Annotated in this window: 19 protein-coding genes; 10 read left to right on the top strand and 9 right to left on the bottom strand. The window is 72.3% G+C overall.

Annotated features, from left to right (window positions below; translation table 11 throughout):
* Positions 1-30 precede the first annotated feature (30 nt).
* The 4 genes from ACFZCP_RS21480 to ACFZCP_RS21465 form a co-directional block, all read right to left on the bottom strand.
* Positions 31-2,085 carry an acetate--CoA ligase family protein gene (locus ACFZCP_RS21480; protein ID WP_391428874.1) on the bottom strand — a complete coding sequence of 685 codons (2,055 nt, stop codon included), beginning with the start codon at positions 2,083-2,085 and terminating at the stop codon, positions 31-33.
* Between the two features lies 1 nt (position 2,086).
* On the bottom strand, positions 2,087-2,278 hold the full coding sequence (locus ACFZCP_RS21475; protein WP_362695384.1) for a ferredoxin: 192 nt from the start codon (positions 2,276-2,278) through the stop codon (positions 2,087-2,089).
* Positions 2,279-2,516: 238 nt separating this feature from the next.
* The gene (locus tag ACFZCP_RS21470) at positions 2,517-3,800 is read right to left on the bottom strand and encodes an NADH-ubiquinone oxidoreductase-F iron-sulfur binding region domain-containing protein (RefSeq protein ID WP_391428871.1); all 1,284 of its coding nucleotides are present in this window, start codon (positions 3,798-3,800) and stop codon (positions 2,517-2,519) included.
* Complete coding sequence (locus ACFZCP_RS21465) at positions 3,797-4,495, bottom strand: hypothetical protein (protein WP_391428869.1); 699 nt, start codon at positions 4,493-4,495, stop codon at positions 3,797-3,799. Before ACFZCP_RS21465 ends, ACFZCP_RS21470 begins: the two co-directional genes overlap by 4 nt.
* 446 nt (positions 4,496-4,941) lie before the next feature.
* Between ACFZCP_RS21465 and ACFZCP_RS21460 the strand changes: the two genes are divergently transcribed.
* From ACFZCP_RS21460 to ACFZCP_RS21430, 7 genes are all read left to right on the top strand, one after another.
* Positions 4,942-6,156, top strand: a complete 1,215-nt coding sequence (locus ACFZCP_RS21460) for an SRPBCC family protein (RefSeq protein WP_391428867.1) — start codon at positions 4,942-4,944, stop codon at positions 6,154-6,156.
* A 171-nt stretch (positions 6,157-6,327) separates the two neighbouring features.
* Positions 6,328-7,452: an extracellular solute-binding protein gene (locus ACFZCP_RS21455; protein WP_391428864.1), complete on the top strand. Its 1,125-nt coding sequence runs from the start codon at positions 6,328-6,330 to the stop codon at positions 7,450-7,452.
* Position 7,453: 1 nt separating this feature from the next.
* Positions 7,454-8,356: an ABC transporter permease subunit gene (locus tag ACFZCP_RS21450; RefSeq protein ID WP_391428862.1), complete on the top strand. Its 903-nt coding sequence runs from the start codon at positions 7,454-7,456 to the stop codon at positions 8,354-8,356.
* A complete protein-coding gene (locus ACFZCP_RS21445) occupies positions 8,353-9,234 on the top strand; it encodes an ABC transporter permease subunit (protein ID WP_391428860.1) in 882 nt (293 codons plus the stop codon). The genes ACFZCP_RS21450 and ACFZCP_RS21445 overlap by 4 nt, the downstream gene beginning before the upstream one ends.
* Before the next feature lie 3 nt (positions 9,235-9,237).
* Positions 9,238-10,308 (top strand): ABC transporter ATP-binding protein, encoded by a 1,071-nt coding sequence (locus ACFZCP_RS21440; protein ID WP_362695370.1) that lies wholly within the window; start codon positions 9,238-9,240, stop codon positions 10,306-10,308.
* A 27-nt stretch (positions 10,309-10,335) separates the two neighbouring features.
* Complete coding sequence (locus tag ACFZCP_RS21435) at positions 10,336-11,655, top strand: FAD-dependent oxidoreductase (RefSeq protein WP_391428857.1); 1,320 nt, start codon at positions 10,336-10,338, stop codon at positions 11,653-11,655.
* Positions 11,648-13,081: an aminobutyraldehyde dehydrogenase gene (locus ACFZCP_RS21430; RefSeq protein WP_391428855.1), complete on the top strand. Its 1,434-nt coding sequence runs from the start codon at positions 11,648-11,650 to the stop codon at positions 13,079-13,081. The genes ACFZCP_RS21435 and ACFZCP_RS21430 overlap by 8 nt, the downstream gene beginning before the upstream one ends.
* A 59-nt stretch (positions 13,082-13,140) precedes the next feature.
* Here the strand turns inward: ACFZCP_RS21430 and ACFZCP_RS21425 are convergent, their stop codons facing one another.
* Both ACFZCP_RS21425 and ACFZCP_RS21420 read right to left on the bottom strand, forming a co-directional pair.
* A complete protein-coding gene (locus tag ACFZCP_RS21425; protein WP_391428853.1) occupies positions 13,141-13,551 on the bottom strand; it encodes an SRPBCC family protein in 411 nt (136 codons plus the stop codon).
* Positions 13,548-14,015 carry a MarR family transcriptional regulator gene (locus ACFZCP_RS21420; protein ID WP_391428851.1) on the bottom strand — a complete coding sequence of 156 codons (468 nt, stop codon included), beginning with the start codon at positions 14,013-14,015 and terminating at the stop codon, positions 13,548-13,550. Before ACFZCP_RS21420 ends, ACFZCP_RS21425 begins: the two co-directional genes overlap by 4 nt.
* Before the next feature lie 171 nt (positions 14,016-14,186).
* On the opposite strand from ACFZCP_RS21420, the gene ACFZCP_RS21415 reads away from it, so the two are divergent.
* From ACFZCP_RS21415 to ACFZCP_RS21405, 3 genes are all read left to right on the top strand, one after another.
* The gene (locus tag ACFZCP_RS21415; RefSeq protein WP_362695360.1) at positions 14,187-14,978 is read left to right on the top strand and encodes an SDR family NAD(P)-dependent oxidoreductase; all 792 of its coding nucleotides are present in this window, start codon (positions 14,187-14,189) and stop codon (positions 14,976-14,978) included.
* A 130-nt stretch (positions 14,979-15,108) separates the two neighbouring features.
* Positions 15,109-15,309: a DUF6229 family protein gene (locus tag ACFZCP_RS21410; RefSeq protein WP_362695358.1), complete on the top strand. Its 201-nt coding sequence runs from the start codon at positions 15,109-15,111 to the stop codon at positions 15,307-15,309.
* A 127-nt stretch (positions 15,310-15,436) separates the two neighbouring features.
* On the top strand, positions 15,437-18,268 hold the full coding sequence (locus ACFZCP_RS21405; RefSeq protein ID WP_391428848.1) for a type 2 lanthipeptide synthetase LanM: 2,832 nt from the start codon (positions 15,437-15,439) through the stop codon (positions 18,266-18,268).
* A 24-nt stretch (positions 18,269-18,292) separates the two neighbouring features.
* Here the strand turns inward: ACFZCP_RS21405 and ACFZCP_RS21400 are convergent, their stop codons facing one another.
* The 3 genes from ACFZCP_RS21400 to ACFZCP_RS21390 form a co-directional block, all read right to left on the bottom strand.
* Entirely contained in the window at positions 18,293-19,249 is a 957-nt protein-coding gene (locus ACFZCP_RS21400) for a hypothetical protein (protein WP_362695354.1), read from the bottom strand.
* A 349-nt stretch (positions 19,250-19,598) separates the two neighbouring features.
* Positions 19,599-21,983, bottom strand: coding sequence for an ATP-binding cassette domain-containing protein (locus ACFZCP_RS21395; protein WP_391428845.1), 2,385 nt, complete (start codon positions 21,981-21,983; stop codon positions 19,599-19,601).
* A gap of 180 nt (positions 21,984-22,163) precedes the next feature.
* Positions 22,164-22,943, bottom strand: a complete 780-nt coding sequence (locus ACFZCP_RS21390; RefSeq protein WP_391428843.1) for an SDR family oxidoreductase — start codon at positions 22,941-22,943, stop codon at positions 22,164-22,166.
* Positions 22,944-22,954 lie beyond the last annotated feature (11 nt).

The following is a 22,954-nucleotide window of genomic DNA, read 5'->3' as shown; positions in this document are numbered from 1 at the left end:
GGCGGACGGCCCGGGCGGGGCGGGGCCGGGTCAGGCGAGCACGGCTCGGGAGTCGAGGGCGAGGACGCCGTGCGGGCCGACGAACAGGGGGTTGACCTCCATCTCGGCGATCTCCGGGTGGGCGGCGGCGAAGGCCGTGATCGTCTCGACGGCGGCCGCGGCGGCGGCGACGTCGACGGGCGGGCGGCCGCGCACGCCGTCGAGCAGGGCGGCGGTACGCAGTCCGCGCAGCAGGCTCAGGGCACGGTCGGCGGGTACGGGGGCCAGGGTGAAGGCGACGTCGTGCAGTGCCTCGGCGAGCACGCCGCCGAGGCCCACCATGGCGACCGGGCCGAACCGCGGGTCGCGGTTGACACCGACGATCAGCTCGACGCCGTCGGTCAGGTCCGCCATGGCTTCCACGGAGTAGGAGGGGGCGCCGAGCCGGGCGTGCATCTCTCGGAAGGCGGTGAGGAGTTCGCCGGGTCCGGCCAGGCGCAGGGCCACACCGCCGGCGTCGGACTTGTGCAGCAGATGGAGCGCCTTGAGCACGTAGGGGCCGGTGAACTCATCGGTGACCGCGCCCAGTTCGGCCTCGTCGTGGATCTCCCGGGCGGCCGGGAAGGCGAGTCCGGCCGCTTCGAGGGCCCTGCGGGTCTCCAGGTAGCCGACCTCCCGCAGCGCGGCCGCGGGCACGGGCAGGGGCGTGACGCCGGTGGCCAGTGCGCGGGGTGCCGTCGCGGCCAGGGCGCGGGCGGCGTCCTCGGTGGCGGCGAAGACCGGGATGCCGGCCGCCGTGAGGGTGCGGCAGCTGGGTGAGTCGGGATACATCGACTGCACCACGAGGGGTTTCGCGGTGGCGCGGTGCCGGGCGGCGATGAGGCGTGCGGCCTCCTGTTCCCCGTCCGCGAGCGCCGTGCCTCCTCCGCCGAGCCCGCCGTCGGCGGCCGCGTAGCCGCCGAAGTACCCGGTCATCAGGACGGCGTCGGTCTCCTCGGCGGCGAGCAGCGTGGCGACCGTCTGTGCGTAGGAGCCGGGGTCCTGCTCGCCCATCCCGGCGAGGTCCACCGGGTTGGCGACGGCCGACTGCTCCCACAGCGCCTCGCGCAGACTCCGCCGGGTCGCGTCCTGGAGTTCGGGCACGTGCAGGCCGGCCGCCTCGGTGGCGTCGGCTGCGACGACGCCGTGGCCGCCGCCGTCGGTGAGGACGGCGACCCGGCGTCCGGCCGCCCTGCGCCCGCCGTTCAGCGCGGCCAGGACCACGGTGAGTTCACGAGGGGTGGCCACCAGTTCCACACCGGCGTCGCGGCAGGCCGCACTCACCACGTCGGCCGAGGTGGTCAGTGCGCCGGTGTGCGACTGGGCGCTGCGCGCGGAGGCGTCGCCGCGTCCGGCGGTGAGCAGCACGACGGGCTTCCCGGCGTCGGCGGCCGCCTCGGCGAAGGCGCGGCCGTCGGCGAAGTCCTCGGCGTAGACGGCGATGGCCCGGGTGCCCTCGTGCCGGGCGCAGTCGGCGAGCAGGTCGACGAGGGTGACGTCGGCCTGGTTGCCGAGCGAGACGAACCGGGAGAAGCCGAGGCCGTGCGGGCGGAAGCGGAGCTGGAGTTCGAGGGCGAGGTTCCCGCTCTGGCTCAGGAGCGCGACGCCGCCGGATGTGAAGGTGTCGGAGGCCAGGAAGAGGTCGGTGGTGTTGTCCGCCAGGCCCAGGCAGTTGGGCCCGATCAGCACGGCACCGGCGGCACGTACGCGTTCGGCCACGGCGCGCTGGCGAGCGCGCCCCGCGTCGCCGGTCTCCGCGAAGCCGGCGGTGATCGCCACGATGGCCCGGGCCCCGCAGCGCAGTGCCTCGTCGACGGCGTCCTCGAAGCCCGCGGCGGGCACCGAGACCACCGCCAGGTCGACGGGCTCGCCGATCGCGCTCAGGCTGGGTGCGACGGTACGGCCGAGCACCGTGCCGCCACGCCGGTTGACCAGGTGCACGGGGCGGCGGCCGTTGGCGCGGAGGGCCTGCGCGGCGATGGCGTGGCCGTACTTGGCCGGGTCGTCGCTGGCTCCGACGACGGCGACGGAGATGGGGTCGAAGAGAGCCGACAGGTCGCGTCCCATGTCACTTCACCAGCCGCAGGGCGGAGTTCGGGCAGGCGGCGACGGCCGCCACGGCGGCGTCCTCGCCCCCCTGCGGGACAGTGCTCTCGCGCACCTGCGCGTAGCCCCACTCGTCGAGGTCGACCAGCTCGGGGGCGGGTTCCTGGCAGAGGCCGTAGCCCTGGCAGCGGGTGGAGTCCAGCAGGAGTTTCACGGCGCGTTCCTTTCGGTGCGGCGGGTGCGGGCGCGGTGTGGGGCGGGCACGGGCTCGGTGGCGAAGTGGGGGTGAGGGCAAGGTCGATGGGCGGGGCACAGGCTCGGTGGCGAAGTGGGGGTGAGGGCAAGGTCGATGGGCGGGGCACAGGCTCGGTAGCGGAGTGCGGGTGAGGGCAAGACCGTGGGGGGACGGGCTCGGTGACGGAGTGGGGTGAGGGAGAAGGCCGGGATACGGGTCAGGGCACCGGCACCGTGAAGCGGCGTCCGTCGGCGGGTGCGGGGTCCGCGCACGCCGGGCACACGGCGCTCCGGTGGGCGTCGACCCGGTCGGGGAAGTGGGTGAGGAGGCTGGCGACGACGCGGGCGGCGGCATCGAGCAGCCCGCAGGCTCCGCGGCCGGGCAGTTGCTGCGACCAGCGGCGCAGCCGGCCGGTCGCGTCCCCGTCCGCGTGACCGCGTGCGACGGCCGTGAGGGTGTCGGTCAGTGCACCGGTGCCGGAGACACACACTCCGCACTGCCGGGCGCTCTGTGCCGCGAGATAGGCAGCGGCCTCGGTGGCGAGGGCGACCGGGCAGTCCTCGGGGTGCAGGAAGTGCAGTGCTCCGCAGCCGAGCGCTCCGCCGGCCGCGCGCAGCCGGTCGTGATCGAGCGGGAGATCGGTCCAGCCCGCGCCGTGCAGGCCGCCGAACAGACCGCCCAGCAGCACGGCTTCGGCCCTGCCGTGGCCGCACAGATCGGCGAGGACCTTCAGGTGCGTACCGGCGGAGACCTCCGCCAGGGCCACCGTGCCGCCGGCGCCCGCCTCCGCGTGAGGACGGGTTCCGGCGCCCGACACGGTCACCAGATGGGCGCCGGCGACGGCCTCCGCGGCCTCGGGGTGCGTATGCGTCAGCGCGATGCGGGCCAGCGTCTCGACGTTGGCGACGAGGGTGGGTGCACCGCCGACTCCGCTCTCGAAGGGGCGCGGGGGTTTCGCCGTGGGCAGCGCCGGCCCGCCGTCGATGCGCCGCACGACCGCCGTCTCCTCCCCCGCGACATAGGCGTGCTCCGTCCTTACGACGTCGACGCGCAGCTCGGAGGGGCGCTCGTCGAGCGCTCGGCGCACGGCCCGCTCGGCGGGGGCGTCGGAGAGGTACACACAGCCACGCTCGGCACCGGTCATGGCCGCCGCGAGCCTGACGCCGTCCAGGACGACATGGGGTCGGTGACGCAGCAGCCACCGGTCCTTCACCGAGCCCGGCTCGCCCTCCTCGCCGTTGGCCACGACGACGGACGGGCCCGGTGCGTCCCGTACGGCACGGAGCTTGACGGCGGCGGGGAAACCGGCGCCGCCGCGGCCGCGCAGCCCCACGGCATCGATCCGGTCGAGCAACCGGCCGGGCACGGGCAGCGGCGCATAACCACCCGCGGCGAGGTATCGGGCGTGGTCCTCGCTGCCACCGGCCGGCCAGGCCCCGGACAGCAGGGGGGCGAGGAGGCCGGGCCGTCCTTCTGGGAGGAGGGAGAAGACACCGGTCATGCGGGGCTCCCGGGCTCGGAGTGGCCGAAGACGTCGATGGGGGCGGTGTGACCGCTGGGATCAGCAGGATCAACGGGACCGATGGGGCCAGTGGATCGAGAAGGATCGGATGATCCGGAGGCGTCGGACGGTCCGGAGGAACCAGATGACCGGGAAGGGCCGGACGGTCCGGAGGAACCGGATGGCCGAGAGGAACCAGACAGCCCGGAAGAACCAGATGACCGGGAAGGACCAGAAGGCCGGGAGGCCCCAGGCGGTCCGCAAGGGTCCGAAGGGCCGGACGGTCCGGGGACAGCTGCGCGGCCGGGCCCGCCGAGGGACCTCAGCCGTGCCAGCGCCTCCTCCAGATCCCGTCGCTGTGCGGCGGTGCGCGTGTAGCCGGCCCCGGGCAGGCCGATCAGCATGCGGTGGTGATCGAGGACGACCTCGCCGGCGACCAGCGCCGCGCCGGGATCGGCGCTCACCGGTCCCGCCGCCGCTTCGACCACCAGCTCGGTGACCTCGCCGAGGTAGCGCAGCCAGCCGCGCTGTGTGCCGCGCAGCACGAGCCGCTGTACACGGTTGCGTTCGGCGGCGAGGAGGGCCGCCCGCGGGCGGCCGTCCGCCGGGGACCGCAGGGCGGCCACCGCGGCGGGCAGTTCCTGTTCGGGCTCCGGCGTGAGCCCGAGCCATACGAGACTTCGGCGAGCGCTCATGCGTGCCTCCGGGGTCGCACCGTTCCCGGGCCCAGCAGGGACGGGACGGCGCGGCGATGGCATGGACGGGGAGGACGGCTCGGCGCCTGACGAGAAGGGCGGGGAGCCTGCGGGACGGGGTGGGTGCGCGGCCGGGGCCGTGCACCGCCCGGGGACCGAGGCGTCCGGATCCGGACGCCCGGTGTGGCGCGGACCGGGGGTCCGCGGGCTTGGGGAATGCGCCCGGGGCCCGTCTGCGGGCCTGGGCCATTCGCCTGCTCCGAGACTAACTAACTAATTAGTCAGGCCACAAGTCTTGACTTGATCCCGCCCTCGGCCCACTCTGACTAACCAATCAGTCAGCCGGATCGCGGCAGGTCCCGACGCCTGCTCAAGCCGCACCTGCCGCCCTTTCCGGGCACAGCCTCACCGCCCGTCGCCGCCGTCGCGGCGCGGAGGAGGACCTCATGAACCCGCCGACCACCCGGGCAGCCGACCCCGTCTCCCCTGCCCCGTCGCCGCCACCCCCTGAGCAGCCCGTACAGCCCGAGCAACCCGGGCACCTCGGACTCCCCGGGGAAGCGCTGCCCGCGCGCTACTACACCGACCCGGCCGTCTCCGAGGCCGAGACCGACCGGATCTTCGCCAAGTCCTGGCAGCTCGTCTGCCACGAGTCCGACCTCCCCGAACCCGGCGCACGGCTGACCGCCACCGCCGCCGGCCGGGAAGTGCTGGTCGTCCGCACGGAGGACGGCGGACTCGCAGCCCACCTCAACGTCTGCAGGCACCGCGGCACCCGTCTGGTCACCGGGCCCGAGCCGTCCGGCAAGGCGATCCGCTGCCCGTACCACGGCTGGACCTACAAGCTGGACGGACGGCTCGTCGGTGCCCCCGAGGCGCGCCGCATCCCCTGCCTCGACAAGCCCAAGCTCGGGCTGCATCCCGTCAACGTGGAGTCCTTCCTCGGCTTCGTCTTCGTCAACCTCGACATGGAGGCGACGCCGCTGGCGGAGAGCTGCGCCGGTCTCGCCGAAGCCGTCGGCCGCTACGCCGGGTCCGGCCTGGTCCCCATCGGCAAGCACCGCATCCACGACCTGGCGGGCGGCGAGGAGCAGAACGCCAACTGGAAGGTGATCGTCGACAACTACCTGGAGGGCTATCACGTCCCCGTGGCCCACCCCGCGCTCATGCGACTGCTCGACTACCAGGCGTACACCGTGGACGTTCAGGAGAACTACGTCCTGTTCGAGTCCCCGCTGCGCGACAAACCCTCCTCGAACTGGACGGAACGCCTCTACCAGCGCCTCGCCACCCCGATGCCGGGACTGGACGAGGCCGACCGGCGTGTGTGGCGGTACGCGGTGATCTACCCGAACACGCTCATCGACTTCTACCCTGACCACGTGCTCGCGTGGACCGCCCTGCCCACCGCCCAGGACCGGGCGGCGATCCCCGGTGGCTTCTACACCCGGCACGGGGAGAGCATGCGCACCCGGCTGGCCCGTCGGCTCAACATCCACATCGGCTGGGTCACCAACGACGAGGACGCCGAACTGGTGGAGCGCGTGCAGGCCGGACTCACCACGCCCGGTTTCGAGCCCGGGCCGCTGTCGCTGCGCGAGGCCGCCGTGGGCTGGTTCGCCCGCCGGGTCCGGGACGACCTCGAGGCGGCCACGCAGTGACGTCCTCGCGCATGCCCGACGCCGCACGCCTGCGGTCGGGCTTACCCCTCCCCCGCTGACGCACGTCGCACCCTCCCCAGACCGGTCTTCACTACGGAGTCAGGGCCTCCGTGAGCCGACCAGCCGGTCCCGCCCTGGAGTTGTGCCGTTCCTCGACGGAGAGGACGTTCCATGTCCCCCGAGGTACCACCGCCGAACCGACGCGCCGTGCTGCGGGCAGGCGCCTTCGGCCTGCTGGGCGCCGCGGCCGGCGGCTGCGGGTTCATGCCCGCGAAAACCCCCGACGCCCGGCAGCTCGCCCCCGTCCGGCCGCACGTCGACGGCGATCTCGTCTACTTCAACTGGGCCGACTACGTCGACCCGTCCGTCTTCAAGGGCTTCGAGAAGGAATACGGCGTCAAGGTCATCCAGTCGAACTTCGACTCGATGGAGGGCATGGTCGCCAAGCTCAACGCCGGCAACCGCTACGACATCGTCTTCCCTACGGCCAAATGGGCCCAGCGCCTGGTCCGGGGCGGCCGGCTGCGGCGCATCGACCACTCCCGGCTCACCCACGCACACGCGATCTTCGGCAAGTACGCCTACTTCGCCGACCCCTGGTACGACCCCGGCTCCGCGCACACCGTCCCCTTCACGGCGTACAAGACCGGCATCGGCTGGCGCCGCGACAAGATCGGCGATCTGACCGGCTCCTGGAAGGACCTGTGGAGCGACAAGGCCAGGGGCAAGGTCTTCCTGCTGGACGACCGCGACGAGGTCCTCGGCATGGGCGCCCTCGAACTCGGCCTGAAGGTCAGCACCGGCGACAGGGGCGACCTCGACCGCATCACCTCCCTGCTCGGCACCCTGCGACCGCGCCTGCGCGGCTTCTCCAGCGACAGCTACAACAACCTCCTCAACGGCAACGCGTTCATGACGCAGGCGTGGAGCGGCGACATGGCCGCCATGCTCAACCAGGCCAAGGACCCCTCCGTCTTCGGCTTCCAGGCGCCCCGGGAGGGCACGCCGATCAACTCCGACTGCTACGCCATCCCCTGGAACGCCGCCCACCCCGGCACCGCGATGCTCTTCATCGACTACATGCTGCGGCCGGAGAACGTGAAGAAGAACATCGAGTACATCGGCTATCCGATGCCGGTGGCCGGCACCGAGAAGACGTACGCCGACCTGGTCAAACCCTTCCCGGAGTGCCTGGTCACCGAGGACGACCTGAAGGCGGACCTGTTCTTCCGCAACGGCAGCCGCGCGGCGGAGGACGCCCGCGACACCGCCTGGACCCATGTGAAGGCGGGCTGACATGGCACTGCTGCGTCACCGCTCCTCGCCCGCCCGCCGTCGCGGCCCGGACGCCACCGGCACCCGCATATGGACCTGGTTCATGCTGCCCGGCACCCTGTGGATGACCGGCTTCCTGATCGCCTCTCTGGTGCTCGTCGCCGTTCTCGCGGTGGGGACCACCGACGACCTCGGCAACCCCCGCTTCGGCTTCGACCTGTCCGGCGTGCGCGCCCTCGCCGACCCCGCGTACACCGAGGTCCTGGCCCGCTCCCTCGGCTACGCCCTGCTGACCTGCGCGATCTGCCTGCTGATCGCCTATCCGGTGGCGTACACCATCGCCCTGCACGGCGGACGGTACAAGCACGCGCTGATCGCCGCGATCGTGGTGCCGTTCTTCGCCAACTACCTGGTCCGGATGTACGGCTGGTCGGCGGTCCTGTCCGACGACGGCCCCGTGCTGCGCGCCCTGCGCGCCGTGGGAGTGGCCGACGGCGGCACGAAGATCCTCAACACCGGCGTCGGCGTGGTCGCGGGACTCGTCTACGGCTTCGTCGTCTTCATGATCATCCCGCTGTACGCAGCTCTGGAACGGCTGGACGTCTCGCTCATCGAGGCGGGCCGCGACCTGTACGGCGGTCCGGTCCGCACCTTCTTCTTCGTCACCCTGCCCGCGACCCGGCAGGGCGCGGCGGCCGGGCTCGTCCTGGTCTTCCTGCCGGCCATGGGCGACTTCGTCAGCGCACAGCTCATGGGAGGCCCGGACCAGATCATGATCGGCAACCTGATCCAGGACAAGTTCTTCCAGGGCCAGAACTGGCCGCTGGGCTCCGCGCTCACGATGCTGCTGATGCTGGTCCTGCTGGTCGGCATGTTCGGTTACCTGCGGCGCACCCGCAAGGACGAGGCGGAGGCACGCCGATGACCCTGCTGCGCCTGCCCTCCGCCACCGCCCCGGCCCGTCCGACCGCCCGGACCCGTACGCGACGTGGCCGTGCCGCCCGCAAGCCCCGCGTTCTCATCGCCGTGACAGCGGTCTTCTTCGCGCTGCTCTACCTGCCCATCGGCGTCGTCGCCCTGTTCTCCTTCAACTCCAGGAAGTCCCTGACCGTCTTCGGCGGGTTCAGCCTGCGCTGGTACCGGGCCTTCGCCCACGACGACGTCCTCATCTCGTCGCTGGGCACCAGCCTGCGGATCTCGCTGGTGGCGATGGCCGGTTCGGTGGTCCTCGGGGTGGCGCTCGCGCTCGGTCTGGTCCGCTGCCGCACCCGGCTCGGATCGCTGGCCGGACTGGTCATGCTGGTGCCGCTGATCACGCCGGAGATCGTCACCGGTGTCGCGTCGATGCTGCTCTTCAAGGGGCTGGGCGTCGCCCTGTCCACCGGCACGGTGATGCTCGCGGAGATCACCTTCTCCATCTCCTACGTGACGGTCATCCTCCGGTCCCGGGTGGCCGCGCTGAACCCGGAGGTGGAGGAGGCCGCGATGGACCTCGGCGCCACCCGCTGGCAGGCGGTACGGCTGGTCACCCTGCCGGCCCTGCTGCCCGCGGTCCTGGCCAGTGCCGTACTGGTCTTCGCCCTGGTCTTCGACGACTTCGTCCTCGCCTACTTCACCACCGGCGTCGACCCCCAGCCGCTGTCCGTGCGCATCTACTCGGCGATCCGCTTCGGGGTGCAGCCCACGATCAACGCGGTCGGCACGCTCATGCTCGCGGGCTCGATCTGCCTCATCGCCCTGGCCCTGTTCATCCCGCGCCTCTTCGGCCGCCGCGGCGGCCTCGACATCCTCTCCGGAGAGTGACCCATGGACGCGACCCCTGCCGTCCGGCTCGACGGCGTCTCCAAGCAGTTCGCCGACTCCTACGCCGTCCACCGTCTCGACCTCGACATCGAGGCCGGCCACTTCTTCTCCCTGCTGGGCCCCTCCGGCTGCGGCAAGACCACCTCGCTGCGCATGATCGGCGGTTTCAGCAACCCCACCGAGGGGTCGGTGCTGCTCGCCGGAGAGGACGTGACCGCGCTGCCGCCCAACCGGCGCAACGTCAACACGGTGTTCCAGAGCTACGCCCTGTTCGACCATCTGAGCGTCGCCGACAACGTGGCCTTCGGTCTCAAGCGCAAGGGCGTCACCAAGACCGAGATCCGCCAGCGCGTCGGCGAGATGCTGGAGCTGGTCCAGCTCGCCGGGCTCGCCGACCGGGGGCCCCGCACGCTCTCCGGCGGCCAGCGCCAGCGCGTCGCGCTGGCCCGCGCGCTGGTCAATCGTCCGGCCGTCCTGCTCCTGGACGAGCCGCTGGCCGCCCTGGACCTGAAGCTGCGCCGGCAGATGCAGGTGGAGCTGAAGCAGATCCAGCGCGAGGTCGGCATCACCTTCGTCTTCGTCACCCACGACCAGGACGAGGCGCTGACGATGTCCGACCGGATCGCGGTGATGAACGAGGGGCGCATCGAGCAGTGCGGCACCCCCGAGGACGTCTACGAACACCCCGCCACCCAGTTCGTCGCGTCCTTCATGGGCACCTCCAACCTGATGACCGGCACCTACCGCAGCGGTGAGGTCGCGCTGGACCAGGGGCCCGCCCTGCCCGTCGGCGCCCGCACCGGCATCGCGGACGGCACCGCGGTGAGCGTGTCCGTGCGCCCCGAGAAGATCTGGCTGTCGGACTTCGAACCGGGCATGTCGATGCTGAGCGGTGTCGTCCGCGACACCGTGTACAGCGGCCCGACCACGACCTATCTGATCGAACTCGCCCCGGGCGTCACGCTGTCGGTGCTGGAGCAGAACACGGCCCGCGCCCGCATGGAGGACCGCTGGAACGGCGGCGAGACGGTGGAGTTCGGCTGGCGGCCCGAGCACTGCCTCGTCCTGGCCTGACCCCACCCCGGAACGGAAGCGAAGCTCATGCATCACGACGTGATCGTGCTCGGCGCCGGGCTCGCCGGGCTGTCGGCCGCCCGGGACCTGGCGGCCGCCGGCACCGACGTGCTCGTCCTGGAGGCCCGGGACCGCGTCGGCGGCCGGGTCGAGCAGACCCGGACGTCCGACAGCCGCACCGTCCAGCTGGGCGGCGAAGTGGTCGGCCGCGGGCACACCGCCTATCTCCGACTCGCCGGGGAACTCGGCCTGAAGCTGGTCCCCAGCTATGTCGAGGAGCCCGGCCGCATCACCCGTGCCACCCCTGAGGGCCGCTCGGCCGGCGAGCCTCCGCACTGGTTCGGCCCCGGGGACGCGGCCCTCCATGAGCGGCTCGGCGCGGAGTTCGCCGCCCTGGCCGCCACGGTCGACCCCGACGCCCCCTGGTCGCACCCGGACGCCGCCGTCCTGGACCGGCTGTCCGTGGCCGACTGGCTGCGCTCCCAGGAGGCCACGCCGACCGTGGTGCGCCTGTGGGACATCGGCCAGCTCGCCCTGGCCGGAGGTTCCTACGAGCGGATCTCCCTGCTGGCCGCGCTCCGCAAGAGCGCGGCGGTCCCCGGCTCGGGCACGGGCGACTACGACTACGACGACTGGGAGGGGCTCCGGCTGGAGGCGGGCTCGGCCACACTCGCCGAGGTCATGGGCCACGAGCTGGGCCCGCGCATCCGGCTCGGCTCCCCCGTCGCCGCCCTGACGATACGCCCCGGGCGCAGCGCGGTGCGCCTGGTCACCGGCGAGGTGCTCACCGCCGGGGCCGTGATCAGCGCCCTTCCGGCGGGTCCCCTGCGGTCCGTCGCCGTCAGCGGTGTGAGCGAGGCCCGCCTCGCCTCCCTGTACCGGCAACGCCATGCGACGGCCGCGAAGTTCGCCGCCGTGTACGAGCGTCCCTTCTGGCGGGACAGCGGGCTGAACGGCCTGTCGGAGTGCGAGGGGGTGCTGGGCAGCACCTGGCCGCAGAGCGAGGGTGTCCTCTCGGCGCTGATCCCGCCCGAGCGCTACGGCGTCCTGCTCGGCACCCCGCCCCACCGGCGCACCCCCGAACTGCTCGGCGAGATGGCCGCCCTGTTCGGTGACGAGGCGCTCCGGCCGACCGACTGCCACCTGCGGCTGTGGGGCACCGATCCCTGGGCGCAGGGCTACGTCACCCAGTGGCCGCCGGGCGAGGTGATGGCGGTCGGCCCGCTGCACGGCACCCATGAACCGCCGTTCTACGTCTGCGGCTCCGACCAGTGGGTCGCCGGATACATGGAGGGCGCGGTGCGCACCGGCCGGGCCGCCGCCCAGGAGGCCCTGCGCCGTGGCTGACACCGAACGCCCCACCACCGTCCTCAACCACGTCGGCGGCAAGGACCTGCCGGCCCTCTCGGGGGCCACCACCGGGCTGATCGACCCGGCCACCGGCCGCGAGCACGGCACGGCCCCGCTGTCCGGTCCGCAGGACGTGGACGCGGCCTGCGAGGCGGCCCAGGAGGCGCTGCCCGGCTGGTCGGCCCGGACTCCGGCCGAGCGCCAGTCCGCGCTGCTGGGCATCGCCGACGCCCTGGAGCGGGAGGCCGATGCGCTGGCGGACGCCGAGGTGGCCGACACGGGCAAGCCGCGTGCCCTGTTCCTGGCGGACGAACTGCCCGCGATCGTGGACGTGCTGCGGTACTTCGCCGGGGCCGCCCGGAACCTTCCGGGTGCCGCTGCCGCGGAGTACACGCCGGGGCGCACGTCCGTCCTGCGGCGCGAGCCGGTCGGTGTGTGCGCCCAGATCACCCCGTGGAACTACCCTCTGATGATGGCGGTGTGGAAGGTCGCTCCCGCGCTCGCCGCCGGCAACACCGTCGTCCTGAAGCCGTCCGACACCACGCCGTCGTCGGCCGTGCTGCTGGCCCGGCTGGCCGCCGCGCATCTGCCGCCCGGCGTGCTCAACGTGGTGTGCGGCGACCGAGGCACCGGGCGCCACCTCGTCGCCCACCCGTACGTCCGGCTGGTGGCCCTCACGGGCAGTGTCCGCGCCGGGCAGGAGATCGCCGCGGCAGCGGCCGGTGACCTCAAGCGGCTCCACCTGGAGCTGGGCGGCAACGCACCGGTGCTCGTGCACGAGGACGCCGATCTCGACGACGCGGTCGAGCAGTTGTCGTCGTTGGCGTTCTACAACGCGGGGCAGGACTGTACGGCTCCCAGCCGGATCCTGGTCGACCGGCGGATCCACGACACCTTCCTGAACCGCCTCGCCGTCCGGGCCGCCGGGCGGGCACCCGGCGGTCCGGACGATGCCGACGCCGCCTTCGGTCCGCTGGCGCACGCCGCCCAACTCGCCTCGGTGAGAGGTCTGCTGGGGCGCCTGCCGGACCATGCGGAGATCGTCGCCGGCGGCGCGGTCCTGGACCGTCCCGGCTACTTCCACGAGGCCACGGTGGTCGCGGGGGTCCGGCAGGACGACGAGATCGTGCAGAGCGAGGTGTTCGGCCCGGTCGTCACCGTGCAGCCGTTCACCGACGAGTCCGAGGCGCTCCGCCTGGCGAACGAGGTCGTCCAGGGGCTCGCCGCGAGCGTGTGGACCCGCGATCACGACCGCGCCATGCGCGCGAGCCGTGCGCTGCGTACCGGCATCGTCTGGGTCAACACCCACGGCACGACGGTCTCGGAGATGCCGCACGGCGGCGTGCGCCACTCCGGCTACGGCAGCGACCTCTCCTTGGCCGGTCTGCTCGACTACACGCAGGTCAAGCACGTCATGCTGTGACCCCGACGTGCGCAGGCGGCGGTACCCGGCACGGGTGCCGCCGCCCGGGTGCGGCTTGTTCACGCCTGGCCGGACTCCAGGATCTTCTTGAGGGCGGCCAGTTCGGTGTCGACCAGGTCGACCTGCTTCCTGAACTCGGCTTCGGCCAGGGTCGGCGGCCGATAGAAGGTGATCATGAATTCGGCGCCGTCGCCGTTGGGCACCACGCGGGCCGGGACGCTCCAGGCGGCGGTGTCGTCCACGAAGTCGTGGTCGAGGATGCCGTACTCGGCGTCGGGGCGCAGGCGCAGCCTGGCCGGGCCCAGCGGGGTGGACATGCGCCACCAGTCGGGGTCGTCGGTGGCTTCGATGGCCTGGACGTTGACCACGGCCCACTTGGGCCAGTTCGCGGGGTCGGCAAGAAAGGCGAAGACCTGCGCGCAGGGGCACTCGATGCCCACGGTCTTGGTGATGGAGGTCGCGATGCTCATCGTGTGCTCCTGTCAGAGGGTGTTGTGCTGTGCTGTGGGACGGGCTCGCCCACCAGGCGCCGGATCCACTCCTCCAGCTGCCCGCGCTGACCGGGGTCGAGCGTGCCGAAGAAGTGGGCCTCGTTGAGGTCGGCGATGGCGGCCAGGACCGGCACGAGGTCGCGGCCCTCGGGGGTCAGGACGAGCCGGACGGTGCGCCGTGAGGCGGGGTCCGGCTCGCGGCCCATCAGCCCCTTGGCCGCGAGACGGTCGACCAGGCGGGAGACGGCCCCGGGGTCGATGTCCATGTGTGCGGCCACGGCCTTGGTCGTGTCGTGGCCGTGGAAGACGCTGGTCATCACGCCCCACTGGGAGACCGTGACGTCATGCTTGCCGAGTTCGGCCTCGAACCGGCTGTGGACCTCGTCGGACAGGCGACGAAGCCAGTAGCCGAGATGGTCATGGAGTCCACTTGTCGTACTCACACCTCCACGATGATTGTCGCGACAACTCTTGTCAAGGCAATCTTGCATGAGCATCGATCCGCGACCGACACCTCCACCCCTCGCCGGCCCGGACGGACGGGCCGGATCCGGTGGACAGGATCCCCCGCCCTCCCTATTGTTCGTTCGAACGAACAGAACTGGAGGGTAGCTGTGCACATTGCCGGGGCAACCGTTCTGCTTACCGGAGTCACGGGCGGCATCGGCGGCTCGATCGCCGCCGAGATATCCGCCCGCGGTGCGGATCTCATCCTCACCGGGCGGCGGCGCGAGGCGCTGGAACCGCTCGCCGAGCGCTATGGCGCGCGCACGGTCCTGGCCGACCTCGCCGACCCGGACGACGTCCAGCGCCTCGCGCACGAGGCGGCCGGCACGGACATCCTCATCGCCAACGCTGCCCTGCCCTCCAGCGGCGACGTGCTCGACTACACGCCCGCCCAGATCGACCGGGCGCTCGCGGTGAACCTGCGGGCACCTGCGGTGCTGGCGCGGCTGCTCGCTCCGGGCATGGTGACGTCGGGGCGGGGACACCTCTGCTTCGTCGGATCCCTGTCGGGGATGGCGGCCACCAAGTCGTCGTCCATGTACAACGCGACGAAGTTCGGGCTGCGCGGCTTCTCGCTGGGCTTCCGCCAGGATCTGCACGGCACGGGCGTCGGCGTCTCGATCGTCCAGCCGGGCTTCGTACGCGACTTGGGGATGTTCGCGAAGACGGGGTCACCGACGCCCGGCGGTGTCCGCACGGTGTCGCCCGAGCGGGTCGTCAAGGGCGTGATTCGGGCGATCGAACGCGATGTCGCCGAAATCAACGTGGCTCCCCCCGAGTTGAAGTTCCTCACCCGGATCGCCTCGCAGTTCCCGGGATTCGCCGAGCGTGTGCAACGGCTGGCGGGGGCGGACCGGACCCTGAACGCGATCGTGGCGGCGCAGCGGTCGAGTCGCTGAGCCGTCGGCGACGGCCGCCCGTACCAGGGCATCTCACTGTGGCCAGATTAGTCGTCTGACGGGCGTCAGAACGCCGCAATACTCAGGGCTGGGCAATCCGTCCCAAACTCCCGCCTTCGGAAGGCACCTGATGTCTCAGCCCAGTGTTCCCACGACCGCAGTGCTCGACGCCTGGCTGTCGGGCGCCGAGAGCGCCTTCGGCCGGCCCAACCCCGCCGGGCCGCTCTACGTCGGCGGCAGAGCCGCCGAGGCCGCACTGACCGACCCGAGCGACTCCCTCTACGGCTTCTGCTCCAGCCCGAGCGGGTCGCACGGCAGCTGGTGCTGCTGATCGCCCGTCGCGCCTTGAGGTTCGCACGACCTGAGCGCGGTGGAACTGCTGCTCACGCAGTTCCACCGCGCCTTCTTCTCCGGGCGCCCGGCGGGGCGCGAACGCACGGCGATCGGGAGGGTGCACGGTGAGCGGTTCGGTGCCGCAGGGCGGGGACGAGTCGGAGTGGTTCGCACGGCCGGTAGGGACCCTGGCCCGGCCCTGGCGGGAGGAACTGGCCCGGCGGCTGGCCGCCGTCGACGGCCTGGCCCCGGAGGAACGGGACACCCTCCTGGAGGCCGGCCACACCGCTCTGCTCAGATCACTGCACGCCAAACTCTCCCGGCTGTTCCTGATCGAACTGCATGCACTGCGCATGGCCCAGGGTGCGGCGTGCGATGCCGAGGGGGCCGGGGACGACTCCGACAGGCGGACATGGGCCGCGTTCATCGAACTGGCCGACGAGGAGGGCTACCTCGACAAGCTGACCGGACGGTATCCGACCGTAGGTGCGCGGGTCGCGTCGGTGGCGCGGCTGTCCGTGGCGGCGACGGCCGCGTTCGCGGGGCGGCTCGCGGCGGACCGCGCACTGCTGACCCCGCTGCTCGGCCGGCCCGCGGGGCGCATCCGTGCCGTGGAGTTCGGGGCGGGCGACAGCCACCGGGGCGGCCTCACCGTCAGCCGTGTCGACTTCGCCGGCGCGCACGTCATGTACAAGCCCCGGCCGTCGGAGGCCGACGTGGCGCTGGGCGCGCTGCTGGACGAGCTGTTCGCGGACTTCCCCGGTGCCCCCGCGCCGGACGAGCGCATCCGGGTGCCGCGGACGCTGGCGCGTGAGGGCTACGGCTGGACGGAATTCGTTCGCCATCGCTACTGCGCCGACGACGCCGAACTCGCGGCGTTCTACCGCAACATGGGCCACTGGCTGGCGGTCCTGCGCTTCTGCGGCGGCACCGACATGCACGCCGAGAACATGATCGCCACCGGCCCCGTGCCGGTCATCGTGGACGCCGAGACGCTCTTCGACGCCCCGGCGCCCTTTCCGCCCAGCGGCCGGGGCGACGCGGTGGACGTGGCGGCGGCGGCCATCCGCCGCACGGTGCTGCGCACCGGGCTGCTGCCGGTACGCGGCACGGGCTTCGCCCTCGGGGGCGTGGACATCTCCGGTGTGGGGGCACTGCCCGGCCAGCAGCCGCTGATCCCGAACCCGGTGATCGCCGACGGCGGCACCGCGGCCGCCCGTTTCCAGGTGGACCTGGTGGCGATGCCCACCGCCGGCAACCATCCGCACCCCACCCCCGTGCTGAGCCGGTACTGGGACCGGATCCTGGCCGGCTTCCGGGAGATGACCGCGCATCTGCGCCGCCCCGGCGTCGACCCGTACCGGCTGCTGTCCCGCTTCGAGGGCGCCCGGGCCCGGCGCATCCTGCGGCCGACGCAGGCATACGTCGACATCGGCCGGATGCTGTGGCACCCGGCGTCGCTGCACGACGAGGCGGCGGCCGTCGAGCGGGCCCGCGACATCCTGCGGCGCAACGCCGAGGTGCTGCCCGGCGCGCCGACGGACCGCGCGGCCATCGACGAAGAGATCGCGGACCTGCTGGCCGGTGACGTCCCCATGTTCGGCTTCACCGTGGACGCGACCGCCGTGCGCGCCACGGTCGAGGACTGGCGCACCGCCGACTTCCCGCTGGAGGAGTCGGTGATCCAGGACGCGCTGGTGGGCGCGTACCTCAACGAGCGTTCGCTGCCCGCGCGGGTGCAGGCCGCGGCCCGCGACCCGCACGCCCGGAACCGGGAGCGGCGCCGGCGCACGCTGGCCGCCCACCTGGTGCGGCGGCTGTGCGACGGCGCGGTGCGCGGCGAAGACGGTACGGCCACCTGGATCAGCCCCGTCTTCACCCCCGCGGGGTGGTCGATCAGGGTGCTGCCCGCCGACCTCTACACGGGACAGGGCGGGGTCGCGCTGACGCTGGCGGAGTACGGTGCCGAGGTGCGGGCCGGGCGGGCGGACGAGGTACCCGGCGTGACCGAGACCTTCGAGGGCGCCCTGCGCGTGCTGATCAGCACCGAGGACTCGACGCCGACGCCGTCGGCCGGGGCGTTCAGCGGCGCCGCGTCACAGGTGTGGACATGGCTGGCCCTGCACCGGGTGCTCGGTGAGGACCGGATGCTGGAGCGGGCCGCCGCACGGGCACTGCTGCTGGAGGGCCCTCTGGTCGACGACGACGTGGAGGTGGACCTCCTCAACGGGGCGGCCGGCGGCGTCGTCCCGCTGCTCGACCTGGCCTCGGCGACCGGACAGGACCGCTGGCTGGGCACGGCGGCCCGCATCGGCCGCCGACTGGCCGCGACCGCCACGGTCGATGCCGCCGGCGCCCGCTGGACGACCCGGCTCAACCCCGAGGGCATCGGCGGCTTCGCACATGGCGCGACCGGCATCGGCTGGGCGCTGGCCCGGCTCGCCCTCAGCGGGGCGGGGTCCCCGGTCGAGCGGCGCGACTGGAAGCGTCTGGCCGAGCTGGCCTTCGCCTACCAGGAGTCCCTCTGGCAACCCGCCCACGGCAACTGGCTCGACGTCCGCATCGGCGCCGAGGAGGACTTCTTCACCAGCTGGTGCCACGGCAGCGCGGGGATCGGGATCGGCATGCTCGACCTGCACCGGCGCACCGGCGATCCCGCCCGCCTCGACATGGCCCGCCGCGCCGCGCGCGCCTGCGCCGCCGAGGGCTTCGGCTGGAGTCACACTCTGTGCCACGGCGACCTCGGCCTCTGGCAGTTCCTCACGGCCCTGGACTTCGGTGACCCCGACGATCTCGACGGTGAGATCCTCACCAGCCTCGAGCAGCGCGGCCCGGTCGGGGGCCTGGCCCGCGAGGCGTTCTCCCCCAGCCTGATGTCGGGACTGTCGGGAGTCGTCCACACCCTGCTCCGCATGCACCGCGGGACCCGCCTGCCCGATCCCCTCCTCCTCGACTGACCGGCCCGCCCGCCGGGAGGCGGATCACGCGCCGGCGGCGGCCCTGCGCTGTGCCTGCTCGAACTCGGTCAGCGCGTCGCCGCCGGCCTGCCAGGGCCAGGGGGTGGCGATGCCGCCGAGCGCCTCGAAGGCCGCACGGGCTTCGTGGCGCCGGTCGGCGGCCATCAGCGCGTAGGCGAGGATGTTGAGGTCGGCCAGAGCCCTGGCGTGACGGAGGAATCCGGGCTGCACCCAGGTGTGGGCGACGCGGTCGAGGGCCTGGGCCGCCATCGCCTGGGACCAGTGGTTGCGTGCCACCAGCGCTTCGAAGCCGCCCCGGTCGAGGACGGAGTGGTACTGGAAGACCTGGGCGGTCAGTTCCGTCGCCGCGCAGGGCATGTTGGCGGGCATGCGCGCGCACAGGGCGTCCACGAACTCCAGGACCTGGATGCGCGAGCCCGCTTCCTGCGGGGTGAGGTAGCCCAGCATGTTCAGGTAGGCCTCGCGGTTCCAGCGGTCGCGCGCCAGCACCTCGTTCCACACGCCGAACACCTGCGGCTGCTCCCAGCGTTCCAGGCGTGCCGCTCCCAGAACGACGACCCAGGGGGTGGGGTCCTGCGGAGCGAGCTCGGCCGCCCGAAGACAGCTGTCGATGACACCGGCCGCGTCGTCCAGGCCCCCCTGGGCGCGGGCGCGGGCCACCTCGCTCCAGGCGTACAGCATGAGTGCGTCCGCGCTGCGCGGCTCGCGCGTGGCCCAGGAGCGCGGCAGATGCGATCCGGCCAGGAAGTCCGCGAGGACGCCCATGCGGTGCGCCCGGCGGTCCCAGTCGCCCGGGTCGCGCTCCAGCAGACGGGAGATCTGCGCCACGCACAAGTCCGTGGTCGCGATCGTTCCCGTCCTCGTGGTCGCCAGCAAGGACTTCAGGAGTTTGCCCAGTTCCTGGTCGTCGAGTTCCAGGGCAAGGCGGGACCTTCTGCGGCGACTGGAAAGAAAAGCCATGACCGGAGACTAAAGAGGACGGGGATTCGCACAAGACCTGAGCCAAGATCGTTATGAATTACACGTCTCATCTGGGGTTACTCGCTCGTATGCCGATACGGAAGCCCATGGATCCACCCGTCGCCGGCCCACCACGAAAATGCGCTCGGTGCACTTGTTGCATGGGTGTGCTCTTCTGCTTCGGTCCGCCCGGGCTGATGCGGCCGCCGCCGCTGAACGCCCACGGAGCGACGCCTGCCGTGCGCCGTGCCGTGCCGGACGGCGCGTGCGCACCGCGTCGGGGAGGCGACGGACCAGGCAGTGGCCCGGGTCGTCCGGGCCACTGCGCGCCGTCCCGGCGTGACCTCGGTCAGGCGCCGATGTAGGCCGCGAGGTGCTCGCCGGTGAGGGTGGAGCGGGCGGCGACGAGGTCGGCGGGGGTGCCCTCGAAGACGATCCGGCCGCCGTCGTGGCCGGCACCGGGGCCGAGGTCGATGATCCAGTCGGCATGCGCCATGACCGCCTGGTGGTGCTCGACCACGACGACCGACTTCCCGGAGTCCACGAGCCGGTCGAGCAGGCCGAGCAGCTGTTCCACGTCGGCGAGGTGGAGGCCGGTGGTCGGCTCGTCGAGGACGTAGACCCCGCCCTTGTCCCCCATGTGGGTGGCCAGCTTGAGCCGCTGCCGCTCGCCGCCGGAGAGCGTGGTGAGCGGCTGGCCGAGAGTGAGATAGCCCAGCCCGACGTCGGCGAGCCGTTCGAGGATCTTGTGCGCGGCCGGTGTACGCGCCTCGCCGGCGCCGAAGAACTCCTCGGCCTCGTCCACCGACATGGCGAGCACCTCGCTGATGTCGCGGCCGCCGAGACGGTATTCGAGGACCGAGGCCTGGAACCGCCTCCCCTCGCACTCCTCGCACGGGGTGGCGACACCGGCCATCATCGCCAGGTCGGTGTAGATCACGCCGGCACCGTTGCAGGTGGGGCAGGCGCCCTCGGAGTTGGCGCTGAACAGCGCCGGCTTGACGCCGTTGGCCTTCGCGAACGCCTTGCGGATCGGGTCGAGCAGGCCCGTGTACGTCGCCGGGTTGCTGCGCCGCGAGCCGCGGATGGGGCTCTGGTCGACCGAGACCACCCCTGCGTCGGCGGGGATCGAACCGTGCACCAGCGAACTCTTGCCGGAGCCCGCGACACCGGTGATGACGGCCAGCACGCCGAGCGGGATGTCCACGTCGACGTCGCGCAGGTTGTGCGTCGTCGCGCCGCGGATCTCCAGGGCGCCGGCGGGCTTGCGCACCGACTCCTTGAGGCGGGCCCGGTCGTCGAAGTGGCGGCCGGTGATGGTGCCGCCGGCCCGCAGCCCCTCGACGGTGCCCTCGAAGCAGACGGTGCCGCCGCCCGTACCGGCGCCGGGGCCGAGGTCGACGACGTGGTCGGCGATCGCGATCGTCTCCGGCTTGTGCTCCACGACGAGCACCGTGTTGCCCTTGTCCCGCAGCCGCAGCAACAGGTCGTTCATCCGCTGGATGTCGTGGGGGTGCAGGCCGATGGTGGGCTCGTCGAAGACATAGGTGACGTCGGTGAGCGAGGAGCCGAGGTGGCGGATCATCTTGGTGCGCTGCGCCTCACCGCCCGACAGGGTGCCCGCGGGCCTTTCGAGCGAGAGGTAGCCGAGGCCGATCTCCACGAACGAGTCGAGGGTGTGCCGCAGCGCGCCGAGCAGCGGCGCCACCGCCGGCTCGTCGAGGTCGCGGACCCAGGCGGCCAGGTCGCTGATCTGCATCGCGCAGGCGTCCGCGATGCTGATCCCCTTGATCTTCGACGACCGGGCCGCCTCGCTGAGCCGGGTGCCCTCGCACTCGGGACAGGCGGTGAAGGTGACCGCCCGGTCGACGAACTCCCGGATGTGCGGCTGCATCGCCTCCCGGTCCTTGGAGAGCATCGACTTCTGGATCCGCGGGACCAGACCCTCGTAGGTCATGTTGATGCCCGCGATCTTCATCCGGGTCGGCTCGCGGTGGAGGAAGTCCTGCAGTTCCTTCTTGGTGAACCTGCTGATCGGCTTCTGCGGGTCGAAGAAGCCGGACTCGCTGTAGAGCCGCGAGTTCCAGCCGCCTCCCGTGTAGCCGGGAACGGTGATGGCGCCCTCGGCGAGCGACTTGGAGTCGTCGTAGAGCTGGGTGAGGTCGATGTCGGTGACCGCGCCGCGGCCCTCGCAGCGCGGGCACATGCCGCCGGTGATGCTGAAGCTGCGACGCTCCTTCACGCTCTTCCCGGCGCGCTCCACGGTGACCGCGCCCGCTCCGCTGATCGAGGCGACGTTGAAGGAGAACGCCTGCGGGGAGCCGATGTGGGGCTTCCCGAGCCGGCTGAAGAGGATGCGGAGCATGGCGTTGGCGTCGGTGGCGGTGCCGACCGTGGAGCGGGGGTCGGCGCCCATGCGCTGCTGGTCGACGATGATCGCGGTCGTCAGCCCGTCGAGCACGTCGACATCGGGCCGGGCCAGATTCGGCATGAAACCCTGCACGAAGGCGCTGTACGTCTCGTTGATCAGCCGCTGCGACTCCGCCGCGATCGTGTCGAACACCAGGGAGCTCTTGCCCGAGCCGGACACGCCGGTGAACACCGTCAGCCTGCGCTTCGGGATCTCGATGCTGACGTCCTTGAGGTTGTTCTCGCGCGCGCCGTGCACGCGGATCAGATCGTGGCTGTCGGCGAGGTGCTGCGCGGGCGACTGTGTGTCCGTCCTCGTGCCCATGGTCTTCGTGTCTCCATCCCTCGTGACGAGACCGGGGTCTCGTTCGGCGTCGCCCGGCTCGGTCCGACCGGCCTCGGACAGTGCGTCCGGCGACACGCTAACCGGCGGCGCGACGATCGTGCTTCTCGATTCCTGACCGATCGCGGCGACACGCATGGAGACCGTCCGTCCGACGGCGGCTCAGTGCACGGAGAACCCGCCGTCGACGAAGATCGACTGGCCGGTGACGTAGGCGGACGCGCCGCCGGCGAGGAAGACGGCCGCGCCCGCGAAGTCCTCGGCCAGCCCGTTGCGTCCGATCAGGGTGCGCTCGGCCAGCGCCGCCACCCTGCCGGGGTCGGACGACAGCCGTGCGTTGAGCGGCGTCATCACGAAGCCCGGCACGAGCGTGTTGCAGGTGACGCCGTGGGGTGACCACGCCTCGGCCTGGGAGCGGGCCAGCGACTCCAGCGCACCCTTGGACACGCCGTAGGCACCGCTCTGCACGAAGGCCCGGTGCGCCTGCTGGGAGGTGATGTGGATGATCCGGCCGAAGCCGCGCTCGGCCATGCCGGGCCCGAACCGCTGCCCCAGCAGGAAGGGCGCGTCCAGGTTGAGCGCCATGGTGGTGTCCCACACGTCCTCGGCCAGCTCGCTCATCGGCGGCCGCAGGTTGACCCCGGCGCTGTTCACGAGGATGTCGGGTTCCCCGAACACCTGGGCCGCCTCGTCGGCCGCGGCATGCACGCCGTCGCGGGTGCTCAGGTCGGCGCTGACCCAGGCGGCCCGGCAGCCGTCGGCCACCAGTTCGTCGACCGTGGCAGCCAGCTCCGCCTCCTTGCGTGCCACGACCACCACGCTCGCCCCGGCACGCGCCAGTGCCCCGGCGATCGCCCGGCCGATGCCGGAACTGCCGCCGGTCACCAGGGCGATGCGCCCGTCCAGCGAGAAGAGCTCGGAGAGGTACGCCTGTGAGGTCATACCCGCAGCGT

This window comes from Streptomyces sp. NPDC007971 (assembly GCF_042958635.1).
Taxonomy (GTDB): Bacteria; Actinomycetota; Actinomycetes; order Streptomycetales; family Streptomycetaceae; genus Streptomyces.
Note: the sequence above shows the minus strand (reverse complement) of the source record. Positions and strands in the feature narration are given on the sequence as shown.

What these genes read in the sequence shown, in the direction of transcription:
- ACFZCP_RS21455 (WP_391428864.1), top strand. Translation starts at nt 6,328, where the DNA reads ATGTCCCCCGAGGTACCACCGCCGAACCGACGCGCCGTGCTGCGGGCA.
- ACFZCP_RS21400 (WP_362695354.1), bottom strand. Translation starts at nt 19,249, where the DNA reads ATGGCTTTTCTTTCCAGTCGCCGCAGAAGGTCCCGCCTTGCCCTGGAA.
- ACFZCP_RS21460 (WP_391428867.1), top strand. Translation starts at nt 4,942, where the DNA reads ATGAACCCGCCGACCACCCGGGCAGCCGACCCCGTCTCCCCTGCCCCG.
- ACFZCP_RS21470 (WP_391428871.1), bottom strand. Translation starts at nt 3,800, where the DNA reads ATGACCGGTGTCTTCTCCCTCCTCCCAGAAGGACGGCCCGGCCTCCTC.
- ACFZCP_RS21465 (WP_391428869.1), bottom strand. Translation starts at nt 4,495, where the DNA reads ATGAGCGCTCGCCGAAGTCTCGTATGGCTCGGGCTCACGCCGGAGCCC.
- ACFZCP_RS21425 (WP_391428853.1), bottom strand. Translation starts at nt 13,551, where the DNA reads ATGAGCATCGCGACCTCCATCACCAAGACCGTGGGCATCGAGTGCCCC.
- ACFZCP_RS21445 (WP_391428860.1), top strand. Translation starts at nt 8,353, where the DNA reads ATGACCCTGCTGCGCCTGCCCTCCGCCACCGCCCCGGCCCGTCCGACC.
- ACFZCP_RS21410 (WP_362695358.1), top strand. Translation starts at nt 15,109, where the DNA reads ATGTCTCAGCCCAGTGTTCCCACGACCGCAGTGCTCGACGCCTGGCTG.
- ACFZCP_RS21440 (WP_362695370.1), top strand. Translation starts at nt 9,238, where the DNA reads ATGGACGCGACCCCTGCCGTCCGGCTCGACGGCGTCTCCAAGCAGTTC.
- ACFZCP_RS21450 (WP_391428862.1), top strand. Translation starts at nt 7,454, where the DNA reads ATGGCACTGCTGCGTCACCGCTCCTCGCCCGCCCGCCGTCGCGGCCCG.
- ACFZCP_RS21395 (WP_391428845.1), bottom strand. Translation starts at nt 21,983, where the DNA reads ATGGGCACGAGGACGGACACACAGTCGCCCGCGCAGCACCTCGCCGAC.
- ACFZCP_RS21480 (WP_391428874.1), bottom strand. Translation starts at nt 2,085, where the DNA reads ATGGGACGCGACCTGTCGGCTCTCTTCGACCCCATCTCCGTCGCCGTC.
- ACFZCP_RS21390 (WP_391428843.1), bottom strand. Translation starts at nt 22,943, where the DNA reads ATGACCTCACAGGCGTACCTCTCCGAGCTCTTCTCGCTGGACGGGCGC.
- ACFZCP_RS21435 (WP_391428857.1), top strand. Translation starts at nt 10,336, where the DNA reads ATGCATCACGACGTGATCGTGCTCGGCGCCGGGCTCGCCGGGCTGTCG.